At 57.2% G+C, this 25,301-nt stretch carries 23 protein-coding genes; 18 read left to right on the plus strand and 5 right to left on the minus strand.

The window, feature by feature from the left end; all coding sequences use genetic code 11:
* Positions 1 to 8: 8 nt before the first annotated feature.
* From phoR to HB664_RS07880, 6 genes are all read left to right on the plus strand, one after another.
* Positions 9 to 1,304, plus strand: coding sequence for a phosphate regulon sensor histidine kinase PhoR (gene phoR / locus HB664_RS07855; protein ID WP_219940577.1), 1,296 nt, complete (start codon positions 9 to 11; stop codon positions 1,302 to 1,304).
* A gap of 409 nt (positions 1,305 to 1,713) precedes the next feature.
* Positions 1,714 to 3,033 carry a branched-chain amino acid transporter carrier protein BrnQ gene (brnQ, locus tag HB664_RS07860; protein ID WP_024906795.1) on the plus strand — a complete coding sequence of 440 codons (1,320 nt, stop codon included), beginning with the start codon at positions 1,714 to 1,716 and terminating at the stop codon, positions 3,031 to 3,033.
* Positions 3,034 to 3,114: 81 nt separating this feature from the next.
* Complete coding sequence (gene proY / locus HB664_RS07865; protein WP_219940578.1) at positions 3,115 to 4,488, plus strand: proline-specific permease ProY; 1,374 nt, start codon at positions 3,115 to 3,117, stop codon at positions 4,486 to 4,488.
* Between the two features lie 139 nt (positions 4,489 to 4,627).
* Entirely contained in the window at positions 4,628 to 6,445 is a 1,818-nt protein-coding gene (gene malZ, locus HB664_RS07870) for a maltodextrin glucosidase (protein ID WP_219940579.1), read from the plus strand.
* Between the two features lie 88 nt (positions 6,446 to 6,533).
* Entirely contained in the window at positions 6,534 to 9,149 is a 2,616-nt protein-coding gene (locus HB664_RS07875; protein ID WP_219940580.1) for a DUF2339 domain-containing protein, read from the plus strand.
* Complete coding sequence (locus HB664_RS07880; RefSeq protein WP_219940581.1) at positions 9,146 to 10,531, plus strand: DUF3999 domain-containing protein; 1,386 nt, start codon at positions 9,146 to 9,148, stop codon at positions 10,529 to 10,531. The genes HB664_RS07875 and HB664_RS07880 overlap by 4 nt, the downstream gene beginning before the upstream one ends.
* A 43-nt stretch (positions 10,532 to 10,574) precedes the next feature.
* Here HB664_RS07880 and HB664_RS07885 read toward each other — a convergent pair whose 3' ends face one another.
* Positions 10,575 to 11,177 (minus strand): peroxiredoxin, encoded by a 603-nt coding sequence (locus tag HB664_RS07885; RefSeq protein ID WP_219940582.1) that lies wholly within the window; start codon positions 11,175 to 11,177, stop codon positions 10,575 to 10,577.
* A gap of 127 nt (positions 11,178 to 11,304) precedes the next feature.
* The gene (gene acpH, locus HB664_RS07890) at positions 11,305 to 11,886 is read right to left on the minus strand and encodes an ACP phosphodiesterase (protein ID WP_029741678.1); all 582 of its coding nucleotides are present in this window, start codon (positions 11,884 to 11,886) and stop codon (positions 11,305 to 11,307) included.
* 92 nt (positions 11,887 to 11,978) lie between these two features.
* On the opposite strand from acpH, the gene queA reads away from it, so the two are divergent.
* The 7 genes from queA to HB664_RS07925 all read left to right on the plus strand — a co-directional run bounded on the left by queA (position 11,979) and on the right by HB664_RS07925 (position 18,645).
* On the plus strand, positions 11,979 to 13,049 hold the full coding sequence (gene queA / locus HB664_RS07895; RefSeq protein ID WP_039263914.1) for a tRNA preQ1(34) S-adenosylmethionine ribosyltransferase-isomerase QueA: 1,071 nt from the start codon (positions 11,979 to 11,981) through the stop codon (positions 13,047 to 13,049).
* A 53-nt stretch (positions 13,050 to 13,102) separates the two neighbouring features.
* Entirely contained in the window at positions 13,103 to 14,230 is a 1,128-nt protein-coding gene (gene tgt, locus HB664_RS07900; protein WP_003859110.1) for a tRNA guanosine(34) transglycosylase Tgt, read from the plus strand.
* Between the two features lie 22 nt (positions 14,231 to 14,252).
* Positions 14,253 to 14,585 carry a preprotein translocase subunit YajC gene (gene yajC / locus HB664_RS07905; protein ID WP_003859109.1) on the plus strand — a complete coding sequence of 111 codons (333 nt, stop codon included), beginning with the start codon at positions 14,253 to 14,255 and terminating at the stop codon, positions 14,583 to 14,585.
* A gap of 27 nt (positions 14,586 to 14,612) precedes the next feature.
* Positions 14,613 to 16,460: a protein translocase subunit SecD gene (gene secD / locus HB664_RS07910; protein WP_071884810.1), complete on the plus strand. Its 1,848-nt coding sequence runs from the start codon at positions 14,613 to 14,615 to the stop codon at positions 16,458 to 16,460.
* Positions 16,461 to 16,470: 10 nt separating this feature from the next.
* The gene (secF, locus tag HB664_RS07915) at positions 16,471 to 17,442 is read left to right on the plus strand and encodes a protein translocase subunit SecF (RefSeq protein WP_033144760.1); all 972 of its coding nucleotides are present in this window, start codon (positions 16,471 to 16,473) and stop codon (positions 17,440 to 17,442) included.
* Positions 17,443 to 17,584: 142 nt separating this feature from the next.
* Entirely contained in the window at positions 17,585 to 17,950 is a 366-nt protein-coding gene (locus tag HB664_RS07920; protein WP_219940583.1) for a VOC family protein, read from the plus strand.
* A gap of 14 nt (positions 17,951 to 17,964) precedes the next feature.
* The gene (locus HB664_RS07925; protein ID WP_219940584.1) at positions 17,965 to 18,645 is read left to right on the plus strand and encodes a YafY family protein; all 681 of its coding nucleotides are present in this window, start codon (positions 17,965 to 17,967) and stop codon (positions 18,643 to 18,645) included.
* Positions 18,646 to 18,790: 145 nt separating this feature from the next.
* Here HB664_RS07925 and HB664_RS07930 read toward each other — a convergent pair whose 3' ends face one another.
* Both HB664_RS07930 and HB664_RS07935 read right to left on the minus strand, forming a co-directional pair.
* The gene (locus HB664_RS07930) at positions 18,791 to 19,669 is read right to left on the minus strand and encodes a nucleoside-specific channel-forming protein Tsx (RefSeq protein ID WP_039264090.1); all 879 of its coding nucleotides are present in this window, start codon (positions 19,667 to 19,669) and stop codon (positions 18,791 to 18,793) included.
* 267 nt (positions 19,670 to 19,936) lie between these two features.
* On the minus strand, positions 19,937 to 20,476 hold the full coding sequence (locus HB664_RS07935) for a DUF3251 domain-containing protein (RefSeq protein ID WP_048978949.1): 540 nt from the start codon (positions 20,474 to 20,476) through the stop codon (positions 19,937 to 19,939).
* Between the two features lie 152 nt (positions 20,477 to 20,628).
* On the opposite strand from HB664_RS07935, the gene nrdR reads away from it, so the two are divergent.
* From nrdR to thiL, 5 genes are all read left to right on the plus strand, one after another.
* The gene (gene nrdR / locus HB664_RS07940) at positions 20,629 to 21,078 is read left to right on the plus strand and encodes a transcriptional regulator NrdR (RefSeq protein ID WP_008503337.1); all 450 of its coding nucleotides are present in this window, start codon (positions 20,629 to 20,631) and stop codon (positions 21,076 to 21,078) included.
* Between the two features lie 4 nt (positions 21,079 to 21,082).
* Positions 21,083 to 22,186 (plus strand): bifunctional diaminohydroxyphosphoribosylaminopyrimidine deaminase/5-amino-6-(5-phosphoribosylamino)uracil reductase RibD, encoded by a 1,104-nt coding sequence (ribD, locus tag HB664_RS07945; protein ID WP_039263923.1) that lies wholly within the window; start codon positions 21,083 to 21,085, stop codon positions 22,184 to 22,186.
* Positions 22,187 to 22,273: 87 nt separating this feature from the next.
* A complete protein-coding gene (ribE, locus tag HB664_RS07950) occupies positions 22,274 to 22,744 on the plus strand; it encodes a 6,7-dimethyl-8-ribityllumazine synthase (protein WP_006176874.1) in 471 nt (156 codons plus the stop codon).
* A gap of 21 nt (positions 22,745 to 22,765) precedes the next feature.
* Entirely contained in the window at positions 22,766 to 23,185 is a 420-nt protein-coding gene (nusB, locus tag HB664_RS07955; protein ID WP_006809908.1) for a transcription antitermination factor NusB, read from the plus strand.
* 77 nt (positions 23,186 to 23,262) lie between these two features.
* Positions 23,263 to 24,234 (plus strand): thiamine-phosphate kinase, encoded by a 972-nt coding sequence (gene thiL / locus HB664_RS07960; RefSeq protein WP_219940585.1) that lies wholly within the window; start codon positions 23,263 to 23,265, stop codon positions 24,232 to 24,234.
* Positions 24,235 to 24,295: 61 nt separating this feature from the next.
* On the opposite strand, the gene HB664_RS07965 is transcribed toward thiL, so the two are convergent.
* Positions 24,296 to 25,270 carry an aldo/keto reductase gene (locus HB664_RS07965; RefSeq protein WP_219940586.1) on the minus strand — a complete coding sequence of 325 codons (975 nt, stop codon included), beginning with the start codon at positions 25,268 to 25,270 and terminating at the stop codon, positions 24,296 to 24,298.
* Positions 25,271 to 25,301 lie beyond the last annotated feature (31 nt).

Here is a 25,301-nt window from a genome sequence, read left to right on the forward strand (position 1 = left end):
TGTGACGCGTGCTGGAACGTCTGTCATGGAAAAGGCTCGTCTTTGAACTGATCTTATGCTGTATTCCGGCCTTCCTTCTGGGGGCCTTTCTTGGACACCTGCCGTGGTTTCTGCTGGCGTCGGTCACCGGGCTGCTGATCTGGCATTTCTGGAACCTGCTGCGCCTCTCGTGGTGGCTGTGGGTTGACCGAAGTATGACGCCGCCGCCGGGAAGCGGCAGCTGGGAGCCGCTGCTGTACGGACTGCATCAGATGCAGATGCGTAATAAAAAGCGTCGCCGCGAGCTGGGAAGCCTGATTAAGCGTTTTCGCAGCGGTGCAGAGTCGCTGCCGGATGCCGTTATTCTGACGACCGAAGAAGGGACGATCTTCTGGTGTAACGGCCTTGCACAACAGCTGCTGGGCCTGCGCTGGCCCGATGATAATGGTCAGAATATCCTCAACCTTCTGCGCTATCCCGAGTTCACGCTGTATCTGAAAAAGCGTGATTTTACCCGCCCGCACAATCTGAAGCTCAATAATGGTCGCCATCTGGAAATCCGCGTGATGCCCTACAGCGATAAGCAGTGGCTGATGGTGGCGCGAGATGTCACCCAGATGCACCAGCTGGAAGGGGCGCGTCGCAACTTCTTCGCCAACGTCAGTCACGAACTGCGTACACCGCTGACCGTGCTTCAGGGATACCTGGAGATGATGCAGGAGCAAACGCTTGAAGGCGCGCCGCGTGAAAAAGCGCTGCACACCATGCGCGAGCAAACGCACCGGATGGAAGGGCTGGTGAAGCAGCTGCTGACGCTCTCGAAGATTGAAGCGGCGCCGTCGCTCGCGCTAAATGAGACCATTGATGTCCCGATGATGCTGCGGGTCGTTGAGCGTGAAGCGCAGACGTTAAGCCACAAAAAGCATCACCTGACTTTTGAGGTCGACAATACGCTGAAGGTGCTGGGCAGCGAAGATGAACTGCGGAGCGCCATTTCCAACCTGGTATATAACGCGGTGAATCATACCCCGGAGGGGACGAATATCGTGGTGCGCTGGCACCATGCCCCAACGGGGGCTGAGTTTAGCGTGGAAGACAACGGGCCGGGGATCGCGCCTGAGCATATTCCGCGTCTGACCGAGCGCTTTTACCGTGTGGATAAAGCGCGATCCCGGCAAACAGGCGGAAGCGGCCTGGGGCTGGCAATTGTGAAACACGCGGTGAATCACCATGAAAGCCGTCTCGATATTCAGAGTACGCTGGGTAAAGGAACCCGCTTCAGTTTCGTTATTCCGGAACGATTAATTGCCAAAAAGATCGCCTGACGGCAGGCGTGTCATTTTACCTTTCCACGGGTCAGCGTCTGCTGGCCCGTTTGCTTTGCAGTCAAGCGAAACGCGGATGAATTTTATACGGCTGACTGTTTTTTGTTCGCGTGATTAGCCATGGGTTTTTCTTATAAATAGCGTATTGTTCTGATGTGTATTTTCATGCTGGCATATTGTTCTGGTTTTACGATCCCACCTTGCCTTTAAACGTTATAAGCGTTTAAATTGCGCCCCAGATACTGTCAGACCGACTGTATTTGCGTGGTAAATCGAAAAACTATTCTTCTCCACGCCAGGACGGGAGCATTTCCCGCTGAAATTGAGCAAATTTTCGGCTGTATCGTCCCGTCAGGGATATCGAAAATCTCAATGTTTTCAACACCACATCCACAGGCAGTAAGGTTTTATGACCCATCACTTAAAATCGCGTGACATCATCGCGCTGGGCTTTATGACATTTGCGCTGTTCGTTGGCGCAGGCAACATCATTTTCCCTCCAATGGTTGGCTTACAGGCGGGTGAACACGTCTGGACCGCCGCGTTTGGTTTCCTGATTACTGCCGTGGGTCTGCCGGTTCTGACCGTCGTCGCGCTGGCGAAAGTCGGCGGCGGTGTGGATAGCCTCAGCACCCCGATTGGCAAAGTGGCGGGCGTTCTGCTGGCAACCGTCTGCTATCTGGCCGTTGGCCCGCTGTTTGCGACCCCGCGTACGGCGACCGTGTCCTTCGAAGTGGGTATTGCTCCCCTGACCGGTGACGGTGCGATGCCGCTGTTTATCTACAGCCTGATCTACTTCGCGATCGTGATTCTGGTTTCCCTCTATCCGGGCAAGCTGCTGGATACCGTGGGTAACTTCCTGGCTCCGCTGAAAATTGTGGCGCTGATTGTTCTGGCTGTTGCGGCCATCGTCTGGCCAGCGGGCCCGATTAGCGACGCGATGGACGCATATAAAAATGCCGCGTTCTCTAACGGCTTTGTGAACGGCTACCTGACGATGGATACGCTGGGCGCGATGGTGTTTGGTATCGTTATCGTTAACGCCGCGCGTTCCCGCGGTGTGACCGAAGCGCGTCTGCTGACCCGCTATACCATCTGGGCTGGCCTGATGGCCGGTGTGGGGCTGACGCTGCTGTATCTGGCGCTGTTCCGTCTGGGTTCCGACAGCGCCATGCTGGTCGATCAGAACGCCAACGGTGCGGCTATCCTGCACGCCTACGTTCAGCACACCTTCGGCGGTGCGGGCAGTATGCTGCTGGCAGCGCTCATCTTCCTTGCCTGTCTGGTGACGGCGGTTGGCCTGACCTGCGCCTGCGCAGAGTTCTTTGCACAGTATCTGCCGCTCTCTTACCGCACCCTGGTGTTTATCCTCGGTATCTTCTCCATGGCGGTGTCCAACCTCGGTCTGAGCCACCTGATTCAGGTCTCTATTCCGGTGCTGACGGCTATTTACCCGCCGTGTATCGTGCTGGTGGTGCTGAGCTTTACTCGCCCGTGGTGGAACAACTCTTCACGAATTATTGCGCCAGCCATGTTTATCAGCCTGATTTTTGGTATCCTTGACGGGATTAAAGCATCAGCTTTCGCGCACATACTGCCGGCATGGACACAGCGTCTGCCGCTGTCCGAGCAGGGTCTGGCCTGGCTGATGCCTACCGTTGTTGCACTGGTTCTGGCGATTATCTGGGACCGTGCTGCAGGGCGTCAGGTTGCATCGAACGCTCATTAATCAACGGCAACAAACTGTTTAACCACGGGGCTTAAGGCCCCGTGGTTTTTTGTTTTTTTCGTGTTGAATGGCAAGATTTAAATGGAAAGCACTAACAAACTTAAACGTGGATTGAGCACGCGCCACATCCGCTTTATGGCGCTGGGCTCTGCTATCGGCACCGGTCTTTTTTATGGCTCGGCAGATGCCATCAAAATGGCCGGTCCCAGCGTTCTGCTGGCGTACATCATCGGCGGCGTGGCGGCGTATATCATCATGCGCGCCCTCGGCGAAATGTCGGTTCACAACCCGTCCGCCAGCTCCTTCTCCCGCTACGCGCAGGAAAACCTCGGCCCGCTGGCCGGGTTTATCACCGGCTGGACCTACTGCTTTGAAATCCTGATTGTGGCGATTGCCGACGTGACGGCGTTTGGCATCTATATGGGCGTCTGGTTCCCGGCGGTGCCGCACTGGATTTGGGTGCTGAGCGTGGTGCTGATCATTTGCGCCGTCAACCTGATGAGCGTGAAGGTGTTCGGCGAGCTCGAATTCTGGTTCTCCTTCTTCAAGGTCGCCACCATCATCATCATGATCGTGGCCGGTTTCGGCATCATCATCTGGGGAATCGGCAACGGCGGGCAGCCGACCGGCATCCATAACCTCTGGAGCAACGGTGGCTTCTTCAGCAACGGCTGGCTCGGGATGGTCATGTCGCTGCAGATGGTGATGTTCGCCTACGGCGGCATCGAGATTATCGGTATTACCGCCGGTGAAGCGAAAGATCCGGAGAAATCCATTCCGCGCGCCATCAACTCGGTGCCGATGCGTATTCTGGTGTTCTACGTGGGCACGCTGTTCGTGATTATGTCCATCTACCCGTGGAATCAGGTCGGCACCAACGGTAGCCCGTTTGTTCTGACCTTCCAGCATATGGGAATCGCCTTTGCGGCCAGCATTCTGAACTTTGTGGTGCTCACCGCGTCACTCTCCGCGATCAACAGTGACGTCTTTGGCGTGGGCCGTATGCTGCACGGCATGGCGGAGCAGGGCAGTGCGCCGAAGGTGTTCGCCAAAACTTCACGCCGCGGCACGCCGTGGGTAACCGTTGTGGTGATGACCGGGGCGCTGCTGTTCTCGGTTTACCTGAACTACATCATGCCGGAGAACGTCTTCCTGGTGATCGCATCGCTGGCGACCTTCGCGACGGTGTGGGTGTGGATTATGATCCTGCTGTCGCAGATTGCGTTCCGCCGTCGTCTGTCGCCGGATGAGGCGAAAGCGCTGAAGTTCAAAGTACCGGGCGGCGTTGCGACGACCGTCGTCGGGCTGATCTTCCTGGTGTTTATCATTGCCCTGATTGGCTACCATCCGGATACCCGCATTTCCCTGTACGTGGGCTGCGCGTGGATCGTCCTGCTGCTGGTGGGGTGGGTGTTTAAATGCCGCCGTGACCGTCAGCTGGCGGAAGCGCAGTAATATCCTTTTCCCCTCTCCCCTTGGGAGAGGGAATTTTGCCTCATCCTCCTTTCTCCTCCCCCAATAATCCCGAACGTGATGAGCTATCCTTAACCACCCTGTGGCAAGGTGACGTCAATTTCATCAGAGGGGATTCGTGATGTTAAACGCCTGGCACCTTCCGGTTGCCCCATTTGTTAAGCAAAACAAAGACAACCTTGTGATTACGCTCTGGCTGGCGGGGGAAAATCAGCCTGAACGCGTGACGCTCCGCGCCGAAATAGATAACGAAGAGACCGGCCTGAAAATGCACAAGCTGCGCAGCCAGCCGCAGCCGGGGATCACGGCGTGGCGGGCGAATATCGACCTGAATAGCGGGCAGCCGCGCCGCCGTTACAGCTTTAAGCTTTTGTGGAATAACCGCCAGCTGTGGTTTACCCCGCAGGGGTTTAGCCGTTTCCCGCCCGCACGGCTGGAGCAGTTTGCGGTCGATTACCCGGATAACGGCCCGCAGTGGGTTAACGATCAGGTGTTTTACCAGATTTTCCCGGACCGTTTTGCGCGCAGCGAAAAACGCACCGCCGACCAGGATAAGATCTATCACCACCATGCGGCGGGCCACGACATTATCCTGAAAGCGTGGGACGAGCCGTTAACCGCGCAGGCGGGTGGATCCACTTTTTACGGCGGCGCTCTCGACGGCATCAGCGAAAAGCTGCCGTACCTGAAAAAGCTCGGCGTGACGGCGCTGTATCTCAACCCGGTGTTTAAAGCCCCGAGCGTGCACAAATACGATACCGAAGATTATCGCCACGTTGACGAACAGTTTGGTGGTGACGAGGCGCTGCTGCGCCTGCGTAAGAACACTCAAAACGAAGGCATGCGCCTGATTCTGGACGGCGTGTTCAACCACAGTGGAGATTCGCACGCCTGGTTTGACCGCCATAACCAGTCGATGGGCGGGGCGTGTCATAACCCGGACTCGCCGCAGCGCGACTGGTACAGCTTTAACGAGGAGGGCCGCGCGCTGGACTGGCTGGGCTACGCGAGCCTGCCGAAGCTGGATTTCCAGTCGCCAACGCTCGTGAATGAAATCTACGGCGGCGAAGACAGCATCGTCCGTCACTGGCTGAAGGCGCCGTGGAATATGGACGGCTGGCGGCTGGACGTGGTGCATATGCTCGGTGAAGCCGGCGGAGCGCGGAATAACCTTCAGCACGTCGCCGGGATTACGCGCTCGGCGAAAGCGGCCCAGCCGGAGGCGTTCGTCTTTGGCGAGCACTTTGGCGACGCGCGCCAGTGGCTGCAGAACGATGCGGAAGATGCGGCGATGAACTATCGCGGCTTTACCTTCCCGCTGTGGGGATTCCTCGCTAACACCGACATCTCCTACGATCCGAATCATATCGACGCTGAAACCTGCATGGGGTGGATGGAGAACTATCGCGCCGGTCTGTCCCATCAGCAGCAGCTGCGGATGTTCAACCAGCTCGATAGTCACGATACCGCCCGCTTTAAATCCCTGCTCGGCAAGGATGTGGCGCGTCTGCCGCTGGCGGTGACCTGGCTCTTCACCTGGCCGGGCGTGCCGTGCATCTATTATGGAGACGAAGTGGGGCTGGACGGCAACAACGATCCGTTCTGCCGTAAAACCTTCCCGTGGGAGCCAGAGAAGCATGACAAGGTGCTGTTCAGCCTGTATCAGCGGCTGGCGAAGCTGCGTAAGCAGAGTCTTGCCCTGCGCTACGGCGGCTGTCAGGTGGTCTATGCGCACGATAACGTCGTGGTGTTTGCTCGCGTCTATAACCAGCAGCGCGTGCTCGTGGCGATCAACCGGGGCGAGGCCTGCGAAGTGGTGCTGGATGATTCACCGCTGCTGAAGGTGGCTGCGTGGAAGAATAAAGAGGGCAAGGCGACGATACAGGACGGCGTGCTGGCGCTGCCTGCGGTATCCGCGACGATCTGGTTCGGCAGTTAAGACCTGTTAATGTTTCCACCTTTTAAGATGGCGCAAATGCAACTATTTGTGTCAATCTTAACGGATCGTTTACGGTGAAGGTGGAAACATGGACGAGCTTTACATCCTTGGCTGTTTGTTCCTGGTTTTTGCGCTGGTGGTTGCGCCCGTGCTTGCGGTTATTGGGTTTAATCGAAGTACGGCGGCGCGACAGGAGATCGCCCGGCTACGCCAGCGCATTGAGGCGCTTGAGCAGCGCGACGTACCTGAAAGCGCGCCGGAGCCCGTGCAGCCTACCGCGCCAGTGGCTGTGACCGCGCCGGTGGTTGAAGACGCTCCCGCGCCTGTCGACCCCTGGCGTTCCGATACTCCCGCAGCCGTGGCAGAACCCGCTCCGGCCCCGACGCCTGCGGCAAAACAGCCTTCTGCCTTTGGCGGTATCCTGACGTCGCTGGCGCGCTGGTTTATGCAGGGTAATCCGCTGGCGAAGCTTGGGATCCTGCTGCTTTTCCTCGGTCTTTCATTCCTGTTGCGCTATACCGTTGAACATTCCCTGTTCCCGCTTGAGCTGCGCCTCGTGGCAACGGCGCTGTTTGCCATCGTTCTGCTGGCGGTGGGGTGGCGGCTGCGGTATAAGCAGCGTGTCTATGCGCTGATCCTCCAGGGCGGGGCGACCGGCGTGCTCTACCTGACGGTGTTTGGCGCATTCCGGCTCTGGCAAATGCTGCCGATGACGCTGGCCTTTGCGCTTCTGGTGGTGATTTGCGCCGCGAGCGTTGGGCTGGCCGTGTTGCAGAAAGCGCTGAGCCTGGCCATGCTGGCGAGCCTCGGCGGGTATCTTGCGCCGCTGCTGTTGTCCACCGGGGGCGGCAGCTTTGTGGCGCTGTTCTCATTCTATCTCCTGCTTTCCATCGGGATTCTCGCTATCAGCATCTGGCAGCACTGGCGCGAGCTGAACCTGCTCGGGCTGCTGTTTACGTTCGGTGTGGGCGGCCTGTGGGGGCTGAATGACTACCAGCCTGAAGACTATTGGATCTGCCAGCTGTTCCTGATTGCCAATACGCTGATATTCGGCGTCCTGAGCGTGGCGCTGTCGCTGCGGGCGCAGGAGAAAGGGAAGCAGATTATCGACGGCGTGTTGCTGTTTGCCCCGCCGCTGATCGGTTTCGGGATGCAGTACGGCATGACCCGGCACTGGGAGTATGGCCCGGCCCTGAGCGCGCTGGGATACGGCGCATTTTATCTTACCCTCGCGTTCCTTGCGCTGCGGCGCTATCCCTCCATCGGACGACCGCTGGTCATGGCGGCGCTGGCAATCGGCGGCGGATTTGCCACGCTCGCCATTCCGCTGGCGCTGTCGGCGCGCTGGACGGCGATGGCCTGGGCGCTGGAAGGGCTGGGTATCCTCTGGCTGGGCGTACAGCAGCACCAGCGTCGCATGTGCTATAGCGGGACGGCGCTGCTGGTGCTGGCGCTCGGCAGCGCGCTGTGGGCGCAGACGAACGGCGTTACGTCCCTTAGCCTGCTGCTGATCTTCACCATCCTCAGCCTTTGCTGGCTGGCTGCGGCCTGGCTGTGGCGGACTCTCTTTCTGCCGGTCAGCCGGGCGCTGCTGGCAGGTGGGCTGCTGCTCTGGCTCGTGGCGCTATTGGGCGCATCGCGGCTGGCACTGACGAAGGAATTACCCATTCTGGCGGGCGTGCTGGCGCTGACGGCGGCGTCGGTCTGGGGCTGGCGGCAGGCGGCGGCTCGTCTGGCGTGGCGGGAGCTGGATGCCAGCAAATGGCTGCTGTGGCCGGTTATGCTGCTGATGGTGGGTTATCAGCTCTGGCACCAGCAGATCGTTGCCGCCGGCTGGTCAAATCTCGCCTGGTGCGTTGCGCTTCCTGCCGCGCTGATGCTGCTGCGGCGCGACGGTGAAAGACTCCTGCCGCGCATCGCGATGGGGCTGCATTTGTCGCTGTTCTGGATGATTTTGCTGGCGCTGGCCGCGGAGCTTTACTGGTTTGCCCGTTCATTGCCGTGGGGCATGGCGGCCTGGGGCAGCGGACTGGCGATGGCAGCAGGCGGCGGGGTGATTATGGGGCTCTCTGCAGCCGTACGGCGTCGCGGGTGGCCGTTCCGGGAGTGGCCTGCGCTCTACGCCTGCCTGGCTCCGATCCCCGTGGTCGTGGCGCTGCTGGTACTGCTGGTGGTGACCAATTTCCAGGACGGCGTGGTCTATCGCCAGACCTGGCTGCCGCTGATAAACCCGCTTGAGGAAGGCGCGGCGTTCGCATTGCTGGGGCTGGTGGTCTTTTATCGGGCGGTGGATCGCTACTACCCGGCGTGGCTCTTGCAGGCCCGCCCGTGGCCTGCCGTCGCGATGATGGCGTTTGGCTTCTGGTGGCTTAACGGTGCGCTGATGCGCGCCCTGGCCTGGTACGGCGACGTGGCCTGGAATATGGCATCGCTGTGGGATTCGCGGCTTATCCAGACCAGTTTTGCCCTGTTCTGGATGCTGAGCGCGCTGGTGGTCATGATCCATGCCACCCGTCGGGCTTCCCGGCAGGAGTGGCTCTGCGGTGCCGCGCTGCTGGGCGTGGTGATGGTTAAACTGATGCTGGTGGACAGCGCGGGCGGAGGCGGTTTGTCGCGCGCGGTGGCGTTTATCGGCGTGGCGATACTGGTTCTGATCGTGGGGTATTTCTCACCGCTACCGCCCAAAACAGGAGATGAAAAATGAAATGGATGAAAGCGGTAGCCTGTACCGCACTGCTGGCGCTTTCCGGCCCGGCGTTCTGCGACGAGGGACAAACGGAATCGCCCCGGGACTATGCTTTTGGTCTTTCACTGGATACGTCTGTTCCTTCCCAGTGGTATCGGGTGATGCTGCCGCTCGCCGTCTATGAGCAAAGCACGTCGCCGGATCTGCATGATGTCCGCGTCTTTAACCAGTCGGGCGAGGCGGTTCCCTTCAGCCTGGTCAGCGCGACGCGTCCGCAGACGCCAGCGCAATCCACCGCGCTGCGCCTCTTCCCGCTGGACGCCTCGCCGCTAGCGGCTTCGCAAGGATCCGGTGATAGCGATAAGATCCTGCTTCGTTCCGGAAGCGGCGTTGAGATTGTGCTGGAGGGGCAAAAAGCCGCCGCAGCCGGGCAACATTATCTGCTGACCCTGCCGGAACAGGCGACGGGCGAGATCGCTATATCCCAGCTGCAGCTGCTCTGGAATACCCCGCAGACGCCGTGGCAGGGAACGGCGTCGGTCTATTACAGCGAGGATCTTAAGCGCTGGTATACCCTGCGCGAGGATATGCCATTGCTGGACGTCATCAGCGGTCAGGATCGTCTTAAGCTCGATCGGATCGATACCGATACGGTTTTATCTCCCGATGCGAATCGCTATCTCATGGTGGTGCTGAATGCGCAGAGACAGGGGATAACCTTGACCGGCGTAAACGCAATCAGCGCACCTGCGCAGGCAGCCCCCGAAGCGGTCGACCTTGAGGGCGAAGTGGAGCAGCTATCGACAAGCGAAGCACAGTGGCACTGGGCGCGCCCGCAGCCGCTGAGTGCTGTCAGCCTCTCACTGAATGGCGATGGCGTCCTTCCCGTGGAGATCGCGTGGCGGAGTACGGAAAAAGACGCATGGCATCCTCTGAAGAAAGAGGTCCTTTACCGTCTTGAGGGAAAAACGTCGCCACCGGTTTCGCTTAACGGGGGGCTGGTGCAGGCCGTGAAAATCACGACGCTGAATGCGCGTCTGCCAGAATACCTGCCGGGCGTCACGGGACATCGCGACCGCTATGACCTGGTGTTCAACGCGCAGGGGAAAGCGCCGTACGTGCTCGCCTGGGGCAACGGCGCCGCGAAGCCTGCCAGCGTGGAGCCCGGCATGCTGATCCCGGCCGACCTGCGCAAGACTTATGATATGGCGAACCTGCCGCAGGCCGACATGCTGGATGATGTCGCATTAGGCGGCCAGGAGCGTCTGACCGCTACCTCTGCGGCCGAGCGGGAGAGCAGGATGAACACGCTGCTGGTATGGGGCGTGCTGATTGCGGGAGTGATTCTGCTGGCGGGCATGGCCTGGCGCATCTGGCGAGAGACGCAGCGTAAGGCATAAAAAAAGGCCCGCATAAGCGGGCCTTTTTCGTAAACCGTGCCGATTACAGGCTGGATACGTTCTCAGACAGGTATTTAGCCACGCCGTCTGGAGACGCGTTCATGCCTTCTTTACCTTTTTCCCACTGAGCCGGGCACACTTCGCCGTGCTCTTCGTGGAACTGCAGCGCGTCAACCATGCGCAGCATTTCGTCGATGTTACGACCCAGCGGCAGATCGTTCACAACCTGGTGACGAACGATGCCGTTTGCGTCGATCAGGAAGGAACCACGCAGCGCAACGCCAGCGTCCGGATGTTCTATACCGTAAGCCTGCTGGATTTCGCGTTTGATGTCCGCAACCATTGCGTATTTCACCGGACCGATGCCGCCTTTGTCGACAGGGGTGTTACGCCATGCGTTGTGTACAAATTCAGAGTCGAAGGAGACGCCAACAACTTCCACGCCACGCTTCTGGAATTCTTCATAACGTTTGTCGAAGGCAATCAGCTCAGACGGGCAAACGAAAGTGAAGTCCATTGGCCAGAAGAACAGAACGGTCGCTTTACCGTTGGTGTGCTGTTTGAAGTTGAAGTTTTCAACGATTTCACCGTTGCCCAGAACTGCTGCAGCTGTAAAATCCGGAGCCGGACGAGTTACCAGAACCATATGATTCTCCTGTAGATACTAAGGTTATTTGGAACGCAACGCGAGCCAGTATAGAGAGTGTTCATGGATAAGACAAAGAGGTGGTGACAATCGTTCCGCCAGCTTTTACCTATCAATGTGAATTCTGTCAGAGCTGTTTGTTTTTCGCCTGCACCATCATCCGCGGGTAAAACTGCCAGAAACGCGCTTCCAGGGCATCGTAATGTTCATCCAGGTCATACCAGGAATCCCGCAGCGCATCCAGTCGCGGTCGGCGGCTCGCCATCCCGTTCAGCACGTTCTGGATGAAATCCATCTCGCGATAGCGCTCCAGCCAGCGTTCCGACCACAGGTAGTTATTCAGATTCACAAAGCGCGGCGGCGAGTCGGGCAGAATGATCGACACCTGCTGGTGGGCATAGCGCACAAACGCCGGCAAGGGCATCTCCGGCGACAGCTGTTCCCAGTGGCGCGACAGAAAGTGATCCCACATCACGTCGAGCGTGATCGGCGCAACGCGGCGCGTTTCAGGGCGAAACCACGCTTTGGCTTCCGTCACTTCCGGCAGCTTATCAGTAAGCACGTCGATGCGGCGGTGCATAAAAATCCCGTCGACAACCTCCGGGGAATAGTCCTCAGCCGGGTTGCCGCGTACGAAATCGGCCAGCAAATTGCCGGACAGGGAGCTGTCAGCGAGATGAGCGAGATGCAGGTGAGCGAGAAAATTCATGCGTTTTATTTGTCCGGGGGCGGCTAGTTGTTGCAGCAAAAGGGTGTGAGCACTAGACTATGCCGCCTGTTTTTAAGTCACGAGTATACGTCATGCGCGTCGCCGATTTCTCCTTTGAACTACCTGAATCCCTGATTGCTCACTATCCCATGCCTGAGCGCAGCAGCTGTCGCTTACTGTCACTGGATGGGCCTACGGGCGAGCTGACGCACGGTACTTTCACCGATTTGCTCGACAAGCTCAACCCTGGCGATCTGCTGGTCTTTAATAATACCCGCGTGATCCCGGCGCGCCTGTTTGGCCGTAAAGCCAGCGGCGGCAAGATTGAAGTGCTGGTCGAACGTATGCTCGATGATAAACGTATTCTGGCACATATTCGCGCGTCTAAGGCGCCGAAGCCGGGCGCTGAACTGCTGCTGGGCGATGATGAGAGCATCAAAGCGACCATGACCGCGCGCCACGATGCGCTGTTTGAGGTGGCGTTCGATGACGAACGCACGGTGCTCGATATCCTGAACGCCATCGGCCACATGCCGCTGCCGCCGTATATTGAGCGTCCGGACGAAGAGGCCGACCGCGAGCTGTACCAGACCGTCTACAGCCAGAAGCCTGGCGCCGTCGCTGCGCCGACCGCGGGCCTGCATTTTGATGAGCCGCTGCTGGAGAAACTGCGCGCGAAGGGCGTGGAGATGGCGTTCGTGACGCTGCACGTCGGCGCGGGAACCTTCCAGCCGGTGCGCGTGGACAGCATTGAAGATCACATCATGCACTCTGAGTATGCTGAAGTGCCTCAGGATGTTGTGGACGCGGTGCTGGCGGCGAAAGCGCGCGGTAGCCGCGTCGTGGCGGTCGGTACAACGTCCGTGCGCTCACTCGAGAGCGCCGCGCAGGCGGCGAAGCGCAATCTTATCGAGCCGTTCTTTGGCGATACGCAGATCTTTATCTACCCGGGCTATCAGTACAAAGTGATTGACGCGCTGGTGACCAACTTCCATCTGCCTGAATCGACGTTGATTATGCTGGTGTCGGCATTTGCCGGTTATCAGAACACGATGGCGGCCTACAAGTCTGCGGTAGAACAAAAATATCGCTTTTTTAGCTACGGGGACGCGATGTTTATCACGTACAATCCGCTGGCTTTGAATGAGCGTGTCGGGGAATAAGTCCGCGGCACCGTTTTACAACGTTGGACTGTTTTTCTGACGTCGGAGAAAAAATGAAATTTGAACTCGATACCACCGATGGCCGCGCGCGTCGCGGTCGCCTGGTGTTTGATCGCGGCGTGGTGGAAACCCCCGCGTTTATGCCTGTGGGCACTTACGGCACCGTAAAAGGGATGACGCCGGAAGAAGTAGAAGCCACTGGCGCACAGATTATCCTCGGCAACACCTTCCACCTGTGGCTGCGTCCGGGTCAGGAGATCATGAAGCTCCACGGCGACCTGCACGATTTCATGCAGTGGAAAGGCCCAATCCTGACCGACTCCGGCGGCTTCCAGGTCTTCAGCCTGGGCGATATCCGCAAGATCACCGAGCAGGGCGTACACTTCCGTAACCCGATCAACGGCGATCCGATTTTCCTCGATCCCGAAAAATCGATGGAGATTCAGTACGATCTCGGCTCTGACATCGTGATGATCTTCGACGAATGTACGCCGTATCCGGCCGACTGGGATTACGCAAAACGCTCCATGGAGATGTCTCTGCGCTGGGCGAAGCGTAGCCGTGACCGTTTTGACTCCCTGCAGAACAAAAATGCGCTGTTCGGCATTATCCAGGGCAGCGTTTACGAAGATTTACGCGATATCTCTGTTAAAGGTCTGGTAGAGATAGGTTTTGATGGCTACGCTGTCGGCGGTTTGGCTGTGGGTGAGCCGAAGGAAGACATGCACCGCATTCTGGAGCATGTCTGCCCGCAAATCCCGGCGGATAAACCACGATACCTGATGGGCGTGGGTAAACCAGAAGATCTGGTTGAAGGCGTACGCCGCGGCATTGATATGTTCGACTGCGTCATGCCAACCCGCAACGCGCGTAACGGCCATTTGTTCGTTACCGATGGCGTGGTGAAAATCCGTAACGCGAAGCATAAGAGTGACACCAGCCCGCTCGATTCCGAGTGCGATTGCTATACCTGTCGCAATTATTCTCGCGCGTATCTGCATCATCTCGATCGTTGCAACGAGATTTTGGGCGCGCGTCTCAATACCATTCATAATCTTCGTTATTATCAGCGCTTAATGGCTGGTTTACGTAAGGCTATCGAAGAGGGTAAATTAGAGAGCTTCGTGACCGATTTCTACCAACGTCAGGGGCGGGATGTTCCACCGTTGAACGTTGATTAATTTTAATAATGAGGGAATTTGAATGAGCTTTTTTATTTCTGATGCGGTAGCGGCAACAGGTGCTCCAGCGCAGGGCAGCCCGATGTCTCTGATTCTGATGCTGGTTGTGTTCGGTCTGATCTTCTACTTCATGATCCTGCGTCCACAGCAGAAGCGCACCAAAGAGCACAAAAACCTGATGAACTCCATTGCCAAAGGCGATGAAGTACTGACTAACGGTGGTCTGGTGGGTCGCGTAACCAAAGTGGCTGAAAACGGCTACATTGCTATCGCCCTGAACGACACCACTGAAGTGGTCATCAAACGTGACTTCGTAGCTGCCGTTCTGCCGAAAGGCACCATGAAGGCGCTGTAATCCCAACTTTTCCCAAAGGGAACTGCCGTGTTAAACCGTTATCCTTTGTGGAAGTACATCATGCTGGTCGTCGTGATTCTCGTCGGCCTGCTGTACGCGCTTCCCAACCTGTATGGTGAGGATCCGGCTGTTCAAATCACTGGCGCGCGCGGTGTTGCCGCCAGTGAGCAAACGCTGATCCAGGTCCAGAAAACGTTACAAGAAGAAAAAATTACCGCTAAGTCTGTGGCTCTGGAAGAGGGTGCAATTCTTGCTCGCTTCGACACCACCGACACGCAGCTCCGCGCTCGCGAAGCGCTGATGGGCGTGCTGGGTGACAAATACGTCGTGGCGCTTAACCTTGCCCCTGCAACCCCGCGTTGGCTGGCTGCGATGAAAGCAGAGCCAATGAAACTCGGTCTTGACCTGCGTGGCGGCGTTCACTTCCTGATGGAAGTGGATATGGATACCGCGCTTGGCAAGCTGCAGGAACAGAATATCGACAGCCTGCGCAGCGATCTGCGTGATAAAGGCATCGCTTACACCACCGTGCGTAAAGAAGATAACTACGGCATGAGCATCACGTTCCGCGACAGCGCGGCGCGCGATCAGGCTGTAGATTACCTGACCCAACGTCACCGTGACCTGGTGATCACCTCTCAGGGCAGCAACCAGCTGCGCGCGGTGATGACCGATGCGCGTCTGAAAGAAGCGCGTGAATATGCCGTTCAGCAGAACATCAACATTCTGCGTAACCGTGTAAACCAGCTGGGCGTGGCTGAGCCGCTGGTACAGCGTCAGGGTGCTGACCGTATCGTGGTTGAACTGCCGGGTATCCAGGATACCGCGCGTGCGAAAGAGATTCTGGGTGCGACTGCAACCCTGGAATTCCGTCTGGTGAACTCCAACGTCGATCAGTCCGCTGCCGCCGCAGGGCGTATTCCGGGTGACTCCGAAGTGAAACAGACCCGCGAAGGTCAGCCAGTTGTGCTGTACAAACGCGTGATTCTGACCGGTGACCACATCACCGACTCCACCTCGAGCCAGGACGAATACAACCAGCCGCAGGTTAACATCTCGCTGGATAGCGCGGGTGGTAACATCATGTCTAACTTCACCAAGGACAACATCGGCAAACCGATGGCGACCCTGTTCGTGGAGTACAAAGACAGCGGCAAGAAAGATGCAAACGGTCGTGCGGTGCTGGTGAAAGAGGAAGAGGTGATTAACATCGCCAACATCCAGTCTCGTCTGGGTAACAGCTTCCGTATTACCGGTATCAACAACCCGAACGAAGCGCGTCAGCTCTCCCTGCTGCTGCGTGCCGGTGCGCTGATTGCGCCAATTCAGATTGTTGAAGAACGTACCATTGGTCCAACTCTGGGTATGCAAAACATCCAGCAGGGTCTGGAAGCGTGTCTGGCCGGTCTGGTGGTCTCAATCCTCTTCATGATCTTCTTCTATAAGAAGTTTGGTCTGATTGCGACCTCCGCGCTGATCGCCAACCTGGTGCTTATCATCGGCATTATGTCCCTGCTGCCGGGGGCGACGCTGACCATGCCGGGCATTGCTGGTATCGTTCTTACCCTTGCGGTGGCGGTCGACGCCAACGTACTGATTAACGAACGTATCAAAGAAGAGTTGAGCAACGGTCGCTCTGTTCAGCAGGCGATTGACGAAGGCTATAAAGGCGCGTTCAGCTCCATCTTCGATGCGAACGTAACAACACTGATTAAGGTTCTTATCCTGTATGCAGTGGGTACTGGCGCGATCAAAGGCTTTGCGATTACAACCGGTATCGGTGTCGCAACGTCAATGTTTACCGCTATTGTCGGCACCCGTGCCATCGTGAACCTGCTGTACGGCGGCAAGCGCGTCAAAAAGCTGTCTATCTGAGGAGTGCGTTGTGGCACAGGAATATACTGTTGAACAATTGAACCACGGCCGTAAAGTCTGGGACTTTATGCGCTGGGACTACTGGGCCTTCGGCATTTCAGGTTTCCTGCTGATTCTGTCCATCGGCATTATGAGCGTGAAAGGCTTTAACTGGGGTCTGGATTTCACCGGCGGTACGGTCATCGAGATCTCCCTGGAAAAACCGGTCGATATGGACCAGATGCGCGAATCGCTGCAGAAAGCGGGCTTTGAAGAGCCGCTGCTGCAGAACTTCGGCAGCAGCCGCGACATCATGGTGCGTATGCCGCCGGTGCACGATGCCAACGGCAGCCAGGAGCTGGGCAGTAAGGTTGTTAGCGTGATTAACGAAACAACCAGCCAGAACGCGGCGGTCAAGCGTATTGAGTTCGTCGGCCCAAGCGTGGGTGCTGACCTGGCGCAGACCGGTGCGATGGCGCTGCTGGTAGCGCTGATCTCCATCCTGGTGTACGTCGGTTTCCGCTTTGAGTGGCGACTGGCGGCCGGTGTGGTTATCGCTCTGGCGCACGACGTGGTGATCACCATGGGCATACTGTCGCTGTTCCACATTGAGATTGACCTGACGATTGTGGCATCCCTGATGTCCGTTATCGGTTACTCACTGAACGACAGTATCGTGGTATCTGACCGTATCCGTGAAAACTTCCGTAAGATCCGTCGCGGTACGCCGTACGAAATCTTTAACGTGTCGTTGACCCAGACGCTGCACCGTACCTTGATCACATCCGGTACCACTTTGATGGTGATTCTGATGCTGTTCCTCTTCGGTGGTCCGGTACTGGAAGGCTTCTCGCTGACCATGCTGATTGGTGTCACCATCGGTACGGCGTCGTCTATCTACGTCGCATCCGCTCTGGCACTGAAACTCGGCATGAAGCGTGAGCACCTGCTCCAGCAGAAAGTCGAGAAAGAAGGGGCGGATCAGCCGTCCATTCTGCCGTAAGGCGAGGTTTAGCGCGTTATCGAAATCCCGGTCTGTTGACCGGGATTTTTTTTATCTGCTCCTGACAAACACTCCTGACAGTATGCTGTCAGGAGCCCTGTCGTAGACTTCTTCTGAACCCAAACAACTGGCAGGAGAATATATGAAAAGCGTCATTAACTGGTTTGAAATTCCGGTCTCGGATATGGATCGCGCCATCAAATTTTATGAACCGGTGATGCAGCTCGCGCTGCGTCGCGAGAAAATGGACTGTGCGGAGCTGGCCGTTTTCCCGCATGAGGATCCGTATACCGGTGGGGCGCTGGCAAAATTTGACGGCGTTACACCGTCTTTGCAGGGCGCTATTATTTACCTGCATACTGACAATCTGGCGGCCACGCTCGATCGCATCGCCTCCGCGGGCGGCGAGTGCGTGTTTGGCCCGCTGGAACTGCCGCATGGCATTGGTACTATCGCATTGTTTACCGACAGCGAGGGTAACCGCGTCGGCCTCCATCAACCTGCCTGAAAGCGGAATAAGATATGACCCGACGCGCTGACCGTTTGTTTCAGATTGTGCAGATCCTGCGGGGCAGGCGTCTGACAACGGCAGCGCATCTGGCGGACCGGCTTGGCGTGTCCGAGCGCACGGTCTACCGCGATATCCGCGATCTGTCGCTTTCCGGCGTGCCGGTGGAAGGTGAGGCGGGGAGCGGATATCGGCTGATGTCGGGTTTTGACCTGCCGCCGCTGATGCTGACTAATAAGGAGTCAGAGGCGCTGATCGTCGCGATTCGCCTGCTCAAAACCTGGGGAGGGGAATCGCTTTCGCGCGAGCTGGAGTCGGCTCAGGAGAAGGTGCTGGCTATCCTGTCCGAGGAGAGTCGTCGAAAGGCAGAGCAGACGCGGATCTACGCCCCGGATTTTTGCATGCAAAGCCACTCCCGCAGCGATTTTGACATGATCCATCAGGCGATTTCCGCCCAGCGCGTGCTGGCGCTGCATTACCGTGATGAAGCCGGACAGCTCTCAAAGCGCGAGGTTCAGCCGCTGGGCTTGTTCTTCTGGGGGGAGCGCTGGCTGCTGGCGGCGTGGTGCGAACGGCGCGACGACTATCGCTGTTTCCGGCTCGACCGCTGTCTCAATATTGTGCAGACGGAGAGGCGGTTTAGCGAGAGTGCGGACAGATCGCTGGCGGATTTTTTGCGGAAGGTTAAGCAGTAAAAAGCCAGCTCTTGAGCTGGCTTTTTTTGCCCGGCGGCGAGGTAAAAGTAAAACGGCAACGAATGTTGCCGTTTTTTGTATTTGTTCCCTCTCCCTGTGGGAGAGGGTCAGGGTGAGGGCATCAGCCCGCACAGTCCCGAACAGGTTAGAAGTTATAACCTACAACCAGGTAGCCACCCCAACCGGTAGAACGGACGTTTTCGTTCATCCATACCAGTTTCGCGTCGTCGTTCCACTGACCGCCGTTGTGCCAGTAACGCGCAACAACAGAGTAGTGCCAGTGATCGTAGTTCAGCGCCAGAATGTGGCTTGAGGCGATGGAATTGTTGGTACGCTGCTTGATACCGTTCTCTGCGTAACCGCTCTTATCGCCCAGCTCTGAACCCCAGTCGAAGTTGGTGAAGCCGATATAGCTCAGGTTACCGCCCCACAGCTGAGTGATTGGCACAAAGTATTTCACTTTGAAACGGTAGCCATCCCACTCATTCTGGTTTTCGGCACCGTAGTTCTGCCACTGGTATTTCGCGTACACGTTCAGGGACAGGCTCATTGGCAGGCCGGTGTCAACGTCGGTACCCAGACCCATATACCAGGTGCTCTGACGACCGGACTCGTTGCGGCCCATGTCGTAGATATAGTTGTTCGCGAAGTACCACTCTTTGAACGGGCCGAAGCTCAGGTCTGTGCCGGTCAGCTTGTCGATGGAGAAGCGCGGTTCGATCTCCATGAACAGTGGAGAACCGTGGTTCCAGATACCTTTAGCCTGCGAGTTACCGCCGAAGAAGACCGGTGCATCCATATAGCCGTAGAAATCAAACCAGTCTTTCTTGGCGAATGCTTCGTACTCCAGGTAGGTATCGTTGCGGATCTGAGGTCCGAAACGCGTGTGGTAGCTGCCGACCACGTTAACACTCTGGTGCCACCAGTCGGAGAGGTATTGTGGTTTATCGTTTTCCGCTGCGTTAACAGTGAAAGAAGAGGAGAGTGCCAGTACAGCGCCGGCTGCGAGTAATGTTTTTTTCATAATCATGCCACTGATTGAAATTCCCTTCCGGGAGTGAAAAATGCGCGAATTGCGTTTCTAAATATTTCGTGTTTCTGCGGTGCCTATTATAGGAATCCCTGCTCACAAAAATATGTGTTGTTTCACATATCTCTCACACGCGTAATCGATTGCGTTCACGTTTGCGTACTTTAAACGGGCGGGATTGTAGCGGCAATCATTTATGTTGCCAATCCATACGAAATGTAAATGTTAGCGGAGTGACATTTCACTCCGCTAAAGGGAGGGTTATTGCGCGGCGGGCTGGATATCGTGAATGCGGATGAAATCTAACCGATCCGGAGTCAGTCCGTTAAGCTGCAGCGGAATGTCAACATCGCTTGGTGCCAGCACGCTGGCCGGAGCGGTGAACAGCTGACTGTTAACATTCACCTCCTGGTAGCTCTCAGTGGTGCCCTGAATCTGTCCCCATTCGACGGTGCCGCTGAAGGCGGGCAACGGATCGTTGGACTCGCCCTGAATGCGTAATGTTGCGCGAGTACCATTTGCATTCGCCGCCACATTCACCAGAGACATTTTTAGCGTGCCAATCTGACTATTGAGACGCGCAGGCGTATTCGCTCCCGGCAGCAGATAAACCCCGCTGCTGGATTTGGCGTTTAGCGCGTTTTGCTGGGTGATCTTCACCGTTTCTTTGTTCAGTTTGTCCATCGCCGCATTGAGCGTGTTCACGCTCTGTTTCATCTGACGGACTTCGGTTTGCTGTGCACAGGCGCTAAGGGTGAAGAGGCTCCCCACCAGCAAAATTTTAAGGTAACGTCTTGTCATTGCGTTTATTTCCTTGAAATAACGGATCGCCTTAATGGTAGCCAGACTCGACGTGTCAGACATAGATCCTTTGTCTCAAAAAGCTCTTCCTTTGTTGTCAGGCCAGATCAGGGTAAAATGAAAATTAGTTAACCACATAACAGGGATACCGTATGCATTGCCCATTCTGCTCCGCTGTGGATACCAAAGTCATCGACTCTCGTCTTGTGGGCGAAGGGTCCTCCGTACGCCGTCGTCGGCAGTGTCTGGTGTGCAACGAGCGTTTCACGACCTTTGAGGTTGCAGAGCTGGTAATGCCGCGCGTGGTGAAAAGCAACGACGTGCGCGAGCCGTTTAACGAAGAGAAACTGCGCAGCGGGATGCTGAAGGCCCTGGAAAAACGTCCCGTCAGCGCGGATGACGTTGAGATGGCGTTAAACCACATAAAATCTTACCTTCGTGGTTTGGGTGAGCGTGAAGTGCCGAGCAAAATGATCGGTAACCTGGTGATGGAGCAGCTGAAAAAGCTCGATAAGGTTGCCTATATCCGCTTCGCCTCGGTCTACCGCAGCTTCGAAGACATCAAAGAGTTTGGCGAAGAGATCGCCCGCTTACAGGATTAAGCTCATGCAGGATGAGATTTACATGGCGCGAGCCATGAAGCTGGCGCAGCGCGGTCGTTTTACCACCCATCCCAACCCGAACGTCGGGTGCGTTATCGTTAAAGATGGCGAGATCGTGGGGGAGGGGTTTCACTATCGTGCCGGCGAGCCGCATGCCGAGGTTCATGCGTTGCGCATGGCGGGTGAGAAGGCGCGCGGCGCCACAGCCTACGTCACGCTGGAGCCCTGCAGCCATCACGGGCGTACGCCGCCGTGCTGCGAAGCGCTGATCGCGGCAGGCGTTTCACGCGTGGTCGCATCGATGCAGGACCCGAATCCGCAGGTTGCCGGACGCGGTCTGTATCGCCTGCAGCAGGAAGGCATCGACGTCAGCCATGGGCTGATGATGCAGGATGCGGAAGCGATCAACAAAGGCTTTCTGAAGCGCATGCGCACGGGGTTCCCGTATATTCAGCTCAAGCTGGGCGCCTCGCTGGACGGTCGTACGGCGATGGCAAACGGCGAAAGCCAGTGGGTAACCTCACCACAGGCAAGGCGCGATGTGCAACGTCTTCGCGCGCAAAGCCATGCTATTCTCACCAGCAGTGAAACCGTTCTGGCTGACGATCCGGCCATGACCGTGCGCTGGGACGAACTGAATGCCGATACCCAGGCGCTGTACCCGCAGGAGAACCTGCGCCAGCCGCTGCGTATTATCATTGATAGCCAGAACCGCGTGACGCCGGAGCACCGCATCGTGCAGCAGCCGGGTGAAACCTGGATTGCCCGCACTAAAGAAGATGCGCGCGAATGGCCGGAAGGCGTGCGCAGCATTATGGTGCCGGAGCATAACGGTCATCTGGATCTGGTGGTGCTGATGATGCTGCTCGGCAAGCAGCAGGTGAACAGCATCTGGGTGGAAGCGGGGCCAACGCTCGCCGGTGCGCTTTTACAGGCCGGACTGGTGGATGAACTGATTGTTTACGTTGCGCCTAAACTGTTAGGTCACGACGCGCGCGGCCTGTTTGTGCTGCCCGGCCTTGAAAAACTGGCCGACGCACCGCAACTCAAATTTAGCGAGATTCGTCCGGTAGGCCCGGATGTCTGCCTCCACTTAACGACAGCGTAATTGCTCCTGAAATAGGGAAGCAGTGCGCAAAGTATTATGATAAAATCCCCCCCCCTGCGGGGCCAAATGAACCCGTAAAGGAAGAGTATGAACATTATTGAAGCTGCTGTAGCTACCCCGGACGCTCGCGTCGCCATCACCATTGCGCGTTTCAACAACTTCATCAACGACAGCCTGCTGGAAGGTGCGATTGACGCCCTGAAACGTATCGGCCAGGTTAAAGATGACAACATTACCGTTGTTTGGGTTCCAGGCGCTTACGAACTGCCACTGGCGGCAGGCGCGCTGGCGAAAACCGGTAAATACGACGCGGTGATTGCGCTGGGTACCGTTATTCGTGGCGGCACTGCGCACTTCGAATACGTTGCGGGCGGTGCAAGCAACGGTCTGGCACACGTTGCGCAGGATGCTGAAATTCCTGTCGCGTTCGGCGTGCTGACCACCGAAAGTATTGAACAAGCCATCGAACGTGCTGGCACCAAAGCCGGTAACAAAGGTGCAGAAGCTGCACTGACCGCGCTTGAAATGATCAATGTATTGAAAGCCATCAAGGCCTGATTTTTTTGTAAGGGGAATTCCGTGAAACCTGCTGCTCGTCGCCGCGCCCGTGAATGTGCCGTCCAGGCACTTTACTCCTGGCAGTTGTCCCAGAACGACATCGCTGATGTTGAATACCAGTTCCTGTCAGAACAGGACGTAAAAGACGTTGACGTTCTGTACTTCCGCGAACTGCTGTCGGGAGTGGCGACTAATAGCGCGTATCTCGATGGCCTGATGAAGCCATACCTGTCCCGTCTGCTCGAAGAGCTGGGCCAGGTGGAAAAAGCAGTGTTGCGTATCGCGCTGTTTGAGCTGTCTAAACGTGATGATGTGCCGTATAAAGTGGCCATCAACGAAGCGATCGAGCTGGCGAAAACCTTCGGCGCTGAAGACAGCCACAAGTTTGTAAACGGCGTACTTGATAAAGCAGCACCTGCGATCCGTCCCCACAAAAAGTGATCCGCAAACCGGAGTTCTGCATTGCCTGACGGGCAATGCGGCTCCGGTTTTTTCTTTTATTTGCTGAGGCATAACGTATGGCATGCGGCGAATTCTCCCTGATTGCCCGTTATTTCGACCGTGTCAGAACCTCTCGTCTTGATGTTGAAACCGGCATTGGCGATGACTGTGCACTTCTCAATATTCCCGAAAAACAGACGCTGGCAATCAGCACCGACACCCTGGTGTGCGGCCGTCATTTCTTACCGGATATCGATCCTGCCGATCTGGCGTATAAAGCCCTGGCGGTTAACGTCAGCGATCTGGCGGCGATGGGTGCCGATCCCGCGTGGCTGACGCTGGCTCTGACCCTGCCAGAGGTAGATGAAGCCTGGCTGGAAGCCTTTAGCGATGCGCTGTTTGAGCAGCTTAGCTATTACGATATGCAGCTGATTGGCGGCGATACGACTGCCGGTCCGCTGTCGATGACGCTGGCGATCCACGGCTACGTGCCGCTCGGCCGCGCGCTGAAGCGCTCAGGCGCAAAACCGGGCGACTGGATCTACGTAACCGGTACGCCGGGCGACAGCGCGACAGGGCTGGCGATCCTTCAGAATCGTTTAACGATTGAAGATGCTGACGACGCGGCGTATCTGGTGAAACGCCATCTGCGGCCAACGCCGCGTATTTTGCACGGCCAGGCGCTGCGCGAACGGGCAAGCTCGGCTATCGATCTCTCTGACGGGCTGATCTCGGATCTCGGGCATATCCTGAAGGCTAGCGGCGTGGGCGCGCGCGTTGACCTGGATCTCTTCCCGCTGTCGGAGCAACTGCTTCGCCATGTAGAGCCTGAGCAGGCCCTGCGCTGGGCGCTGTCCGGTGGTGAAGACTACGAGCTGTGCTTCACGGTGCCTGAGCTCAACCGTGGAACGCTGGACGTGGCGTTAGCGCATCTCGGCGCGAAGTTTACCTGCATCGGTCAGATCATGCCGGAGAGTGAAGGGCTGAAGTTTGTGAAAGACGGTGCGCCCGTTACGCTGGACTGGAAAGGATACGATCACTTCGCGTAAGTTTGTGCGCGCTGTACTGCCGGGTGGCGGCTCCGCCTTACCCGGCCTACAAAAGATGGGCTTACTTAAACCCCACCACCGGATGCGGCTGATACGGTGTTTCCAGCTCGGCAACCTGCTCCGGCGTCAGCGTGATATCCACCGCATTCAGCAGCTCATCAAGTTGTTCTTCCCGCGACGTTCCAATAATCGGTGCCGCGACCCCGCGCTTGCCCAGCAGCCACGCCAGGGCCACCTGAGCGCGGGTTGCACCGGTATCGTCGGCGATCCCGGCTAAACGTTCGGCAATCAGCGCATCGCTGGCTTCTGTACCACCATAGAGTTTTTTTCCCACTTCATCCGATACCAGCCGAGCCGTGGTTTCACCCCATGGACGGGTCAGGCGGCCTCGAGCCAGCGGGCTCCACGGGATCACCGCCACGCCCTCCTGATGGCATAGCGGCAGCATCTCGCGTTCTTCTTCACGATAGATCAGATTGTAGTGATCCTGCATGGTGACAAAGCGCGCCCAGCCGTGCTGCGCCTGGAGATCCAGCGCCTGGGCAAACTGCGACGCGTGCATAGACGATGCGCCGATGTAGCGTGCTTTACCGGCTTTGACCACATCATTCAGCGCTTCAAGCGTCTCCTCGACTGGCGTGTTGTAATCCCAGCGGTGAATTTGCAGCAGATCGACGTAATCCATGTTCAGGCGTCTGAGGCTGTCATCAATGGAGCGCAGGATCTGCGCGCGAGAAAGGCCCTCAGCCAGGTCGCCCACCGGGTAGTAGACTTTGGTGGCGACGACGATGTCATCACGGCGGGCAAAGTCGCGCAGTGCGCGGCCGACAATTTCCTCGCTGCTGCCGTCTGAGTAGCTGTTGGCGGTGTCAAAGAAGTTAATGCCGCCCTCGATGGCGCGTTTGATAATCGGACGGCTGCTCTCTTCCGGCAGCGTCCAGGCGTGGTTTCCCCGATCGGGCTCGCCAAAGGTCATGCAGCCCAGGCAAAGTCGGGAAACCTTAAGGTCCGTTTTTCCTAATGTTGTGTATTGCACGGTTCCGCTCCTGCTGTTTAAACACCAGGTT

The organism is Enterobacter sp. DNB-S2 (assembly GCF_019443845.1).
In the GTDB taxonomy this organism is placed as follows: domain Bacteria; phylum Pseudomonadota; class Gammaproteobacteria; order Enterobacterales; family Enterobacteriaceae; genus Enterobacter; species Enterobacter asburiae_B.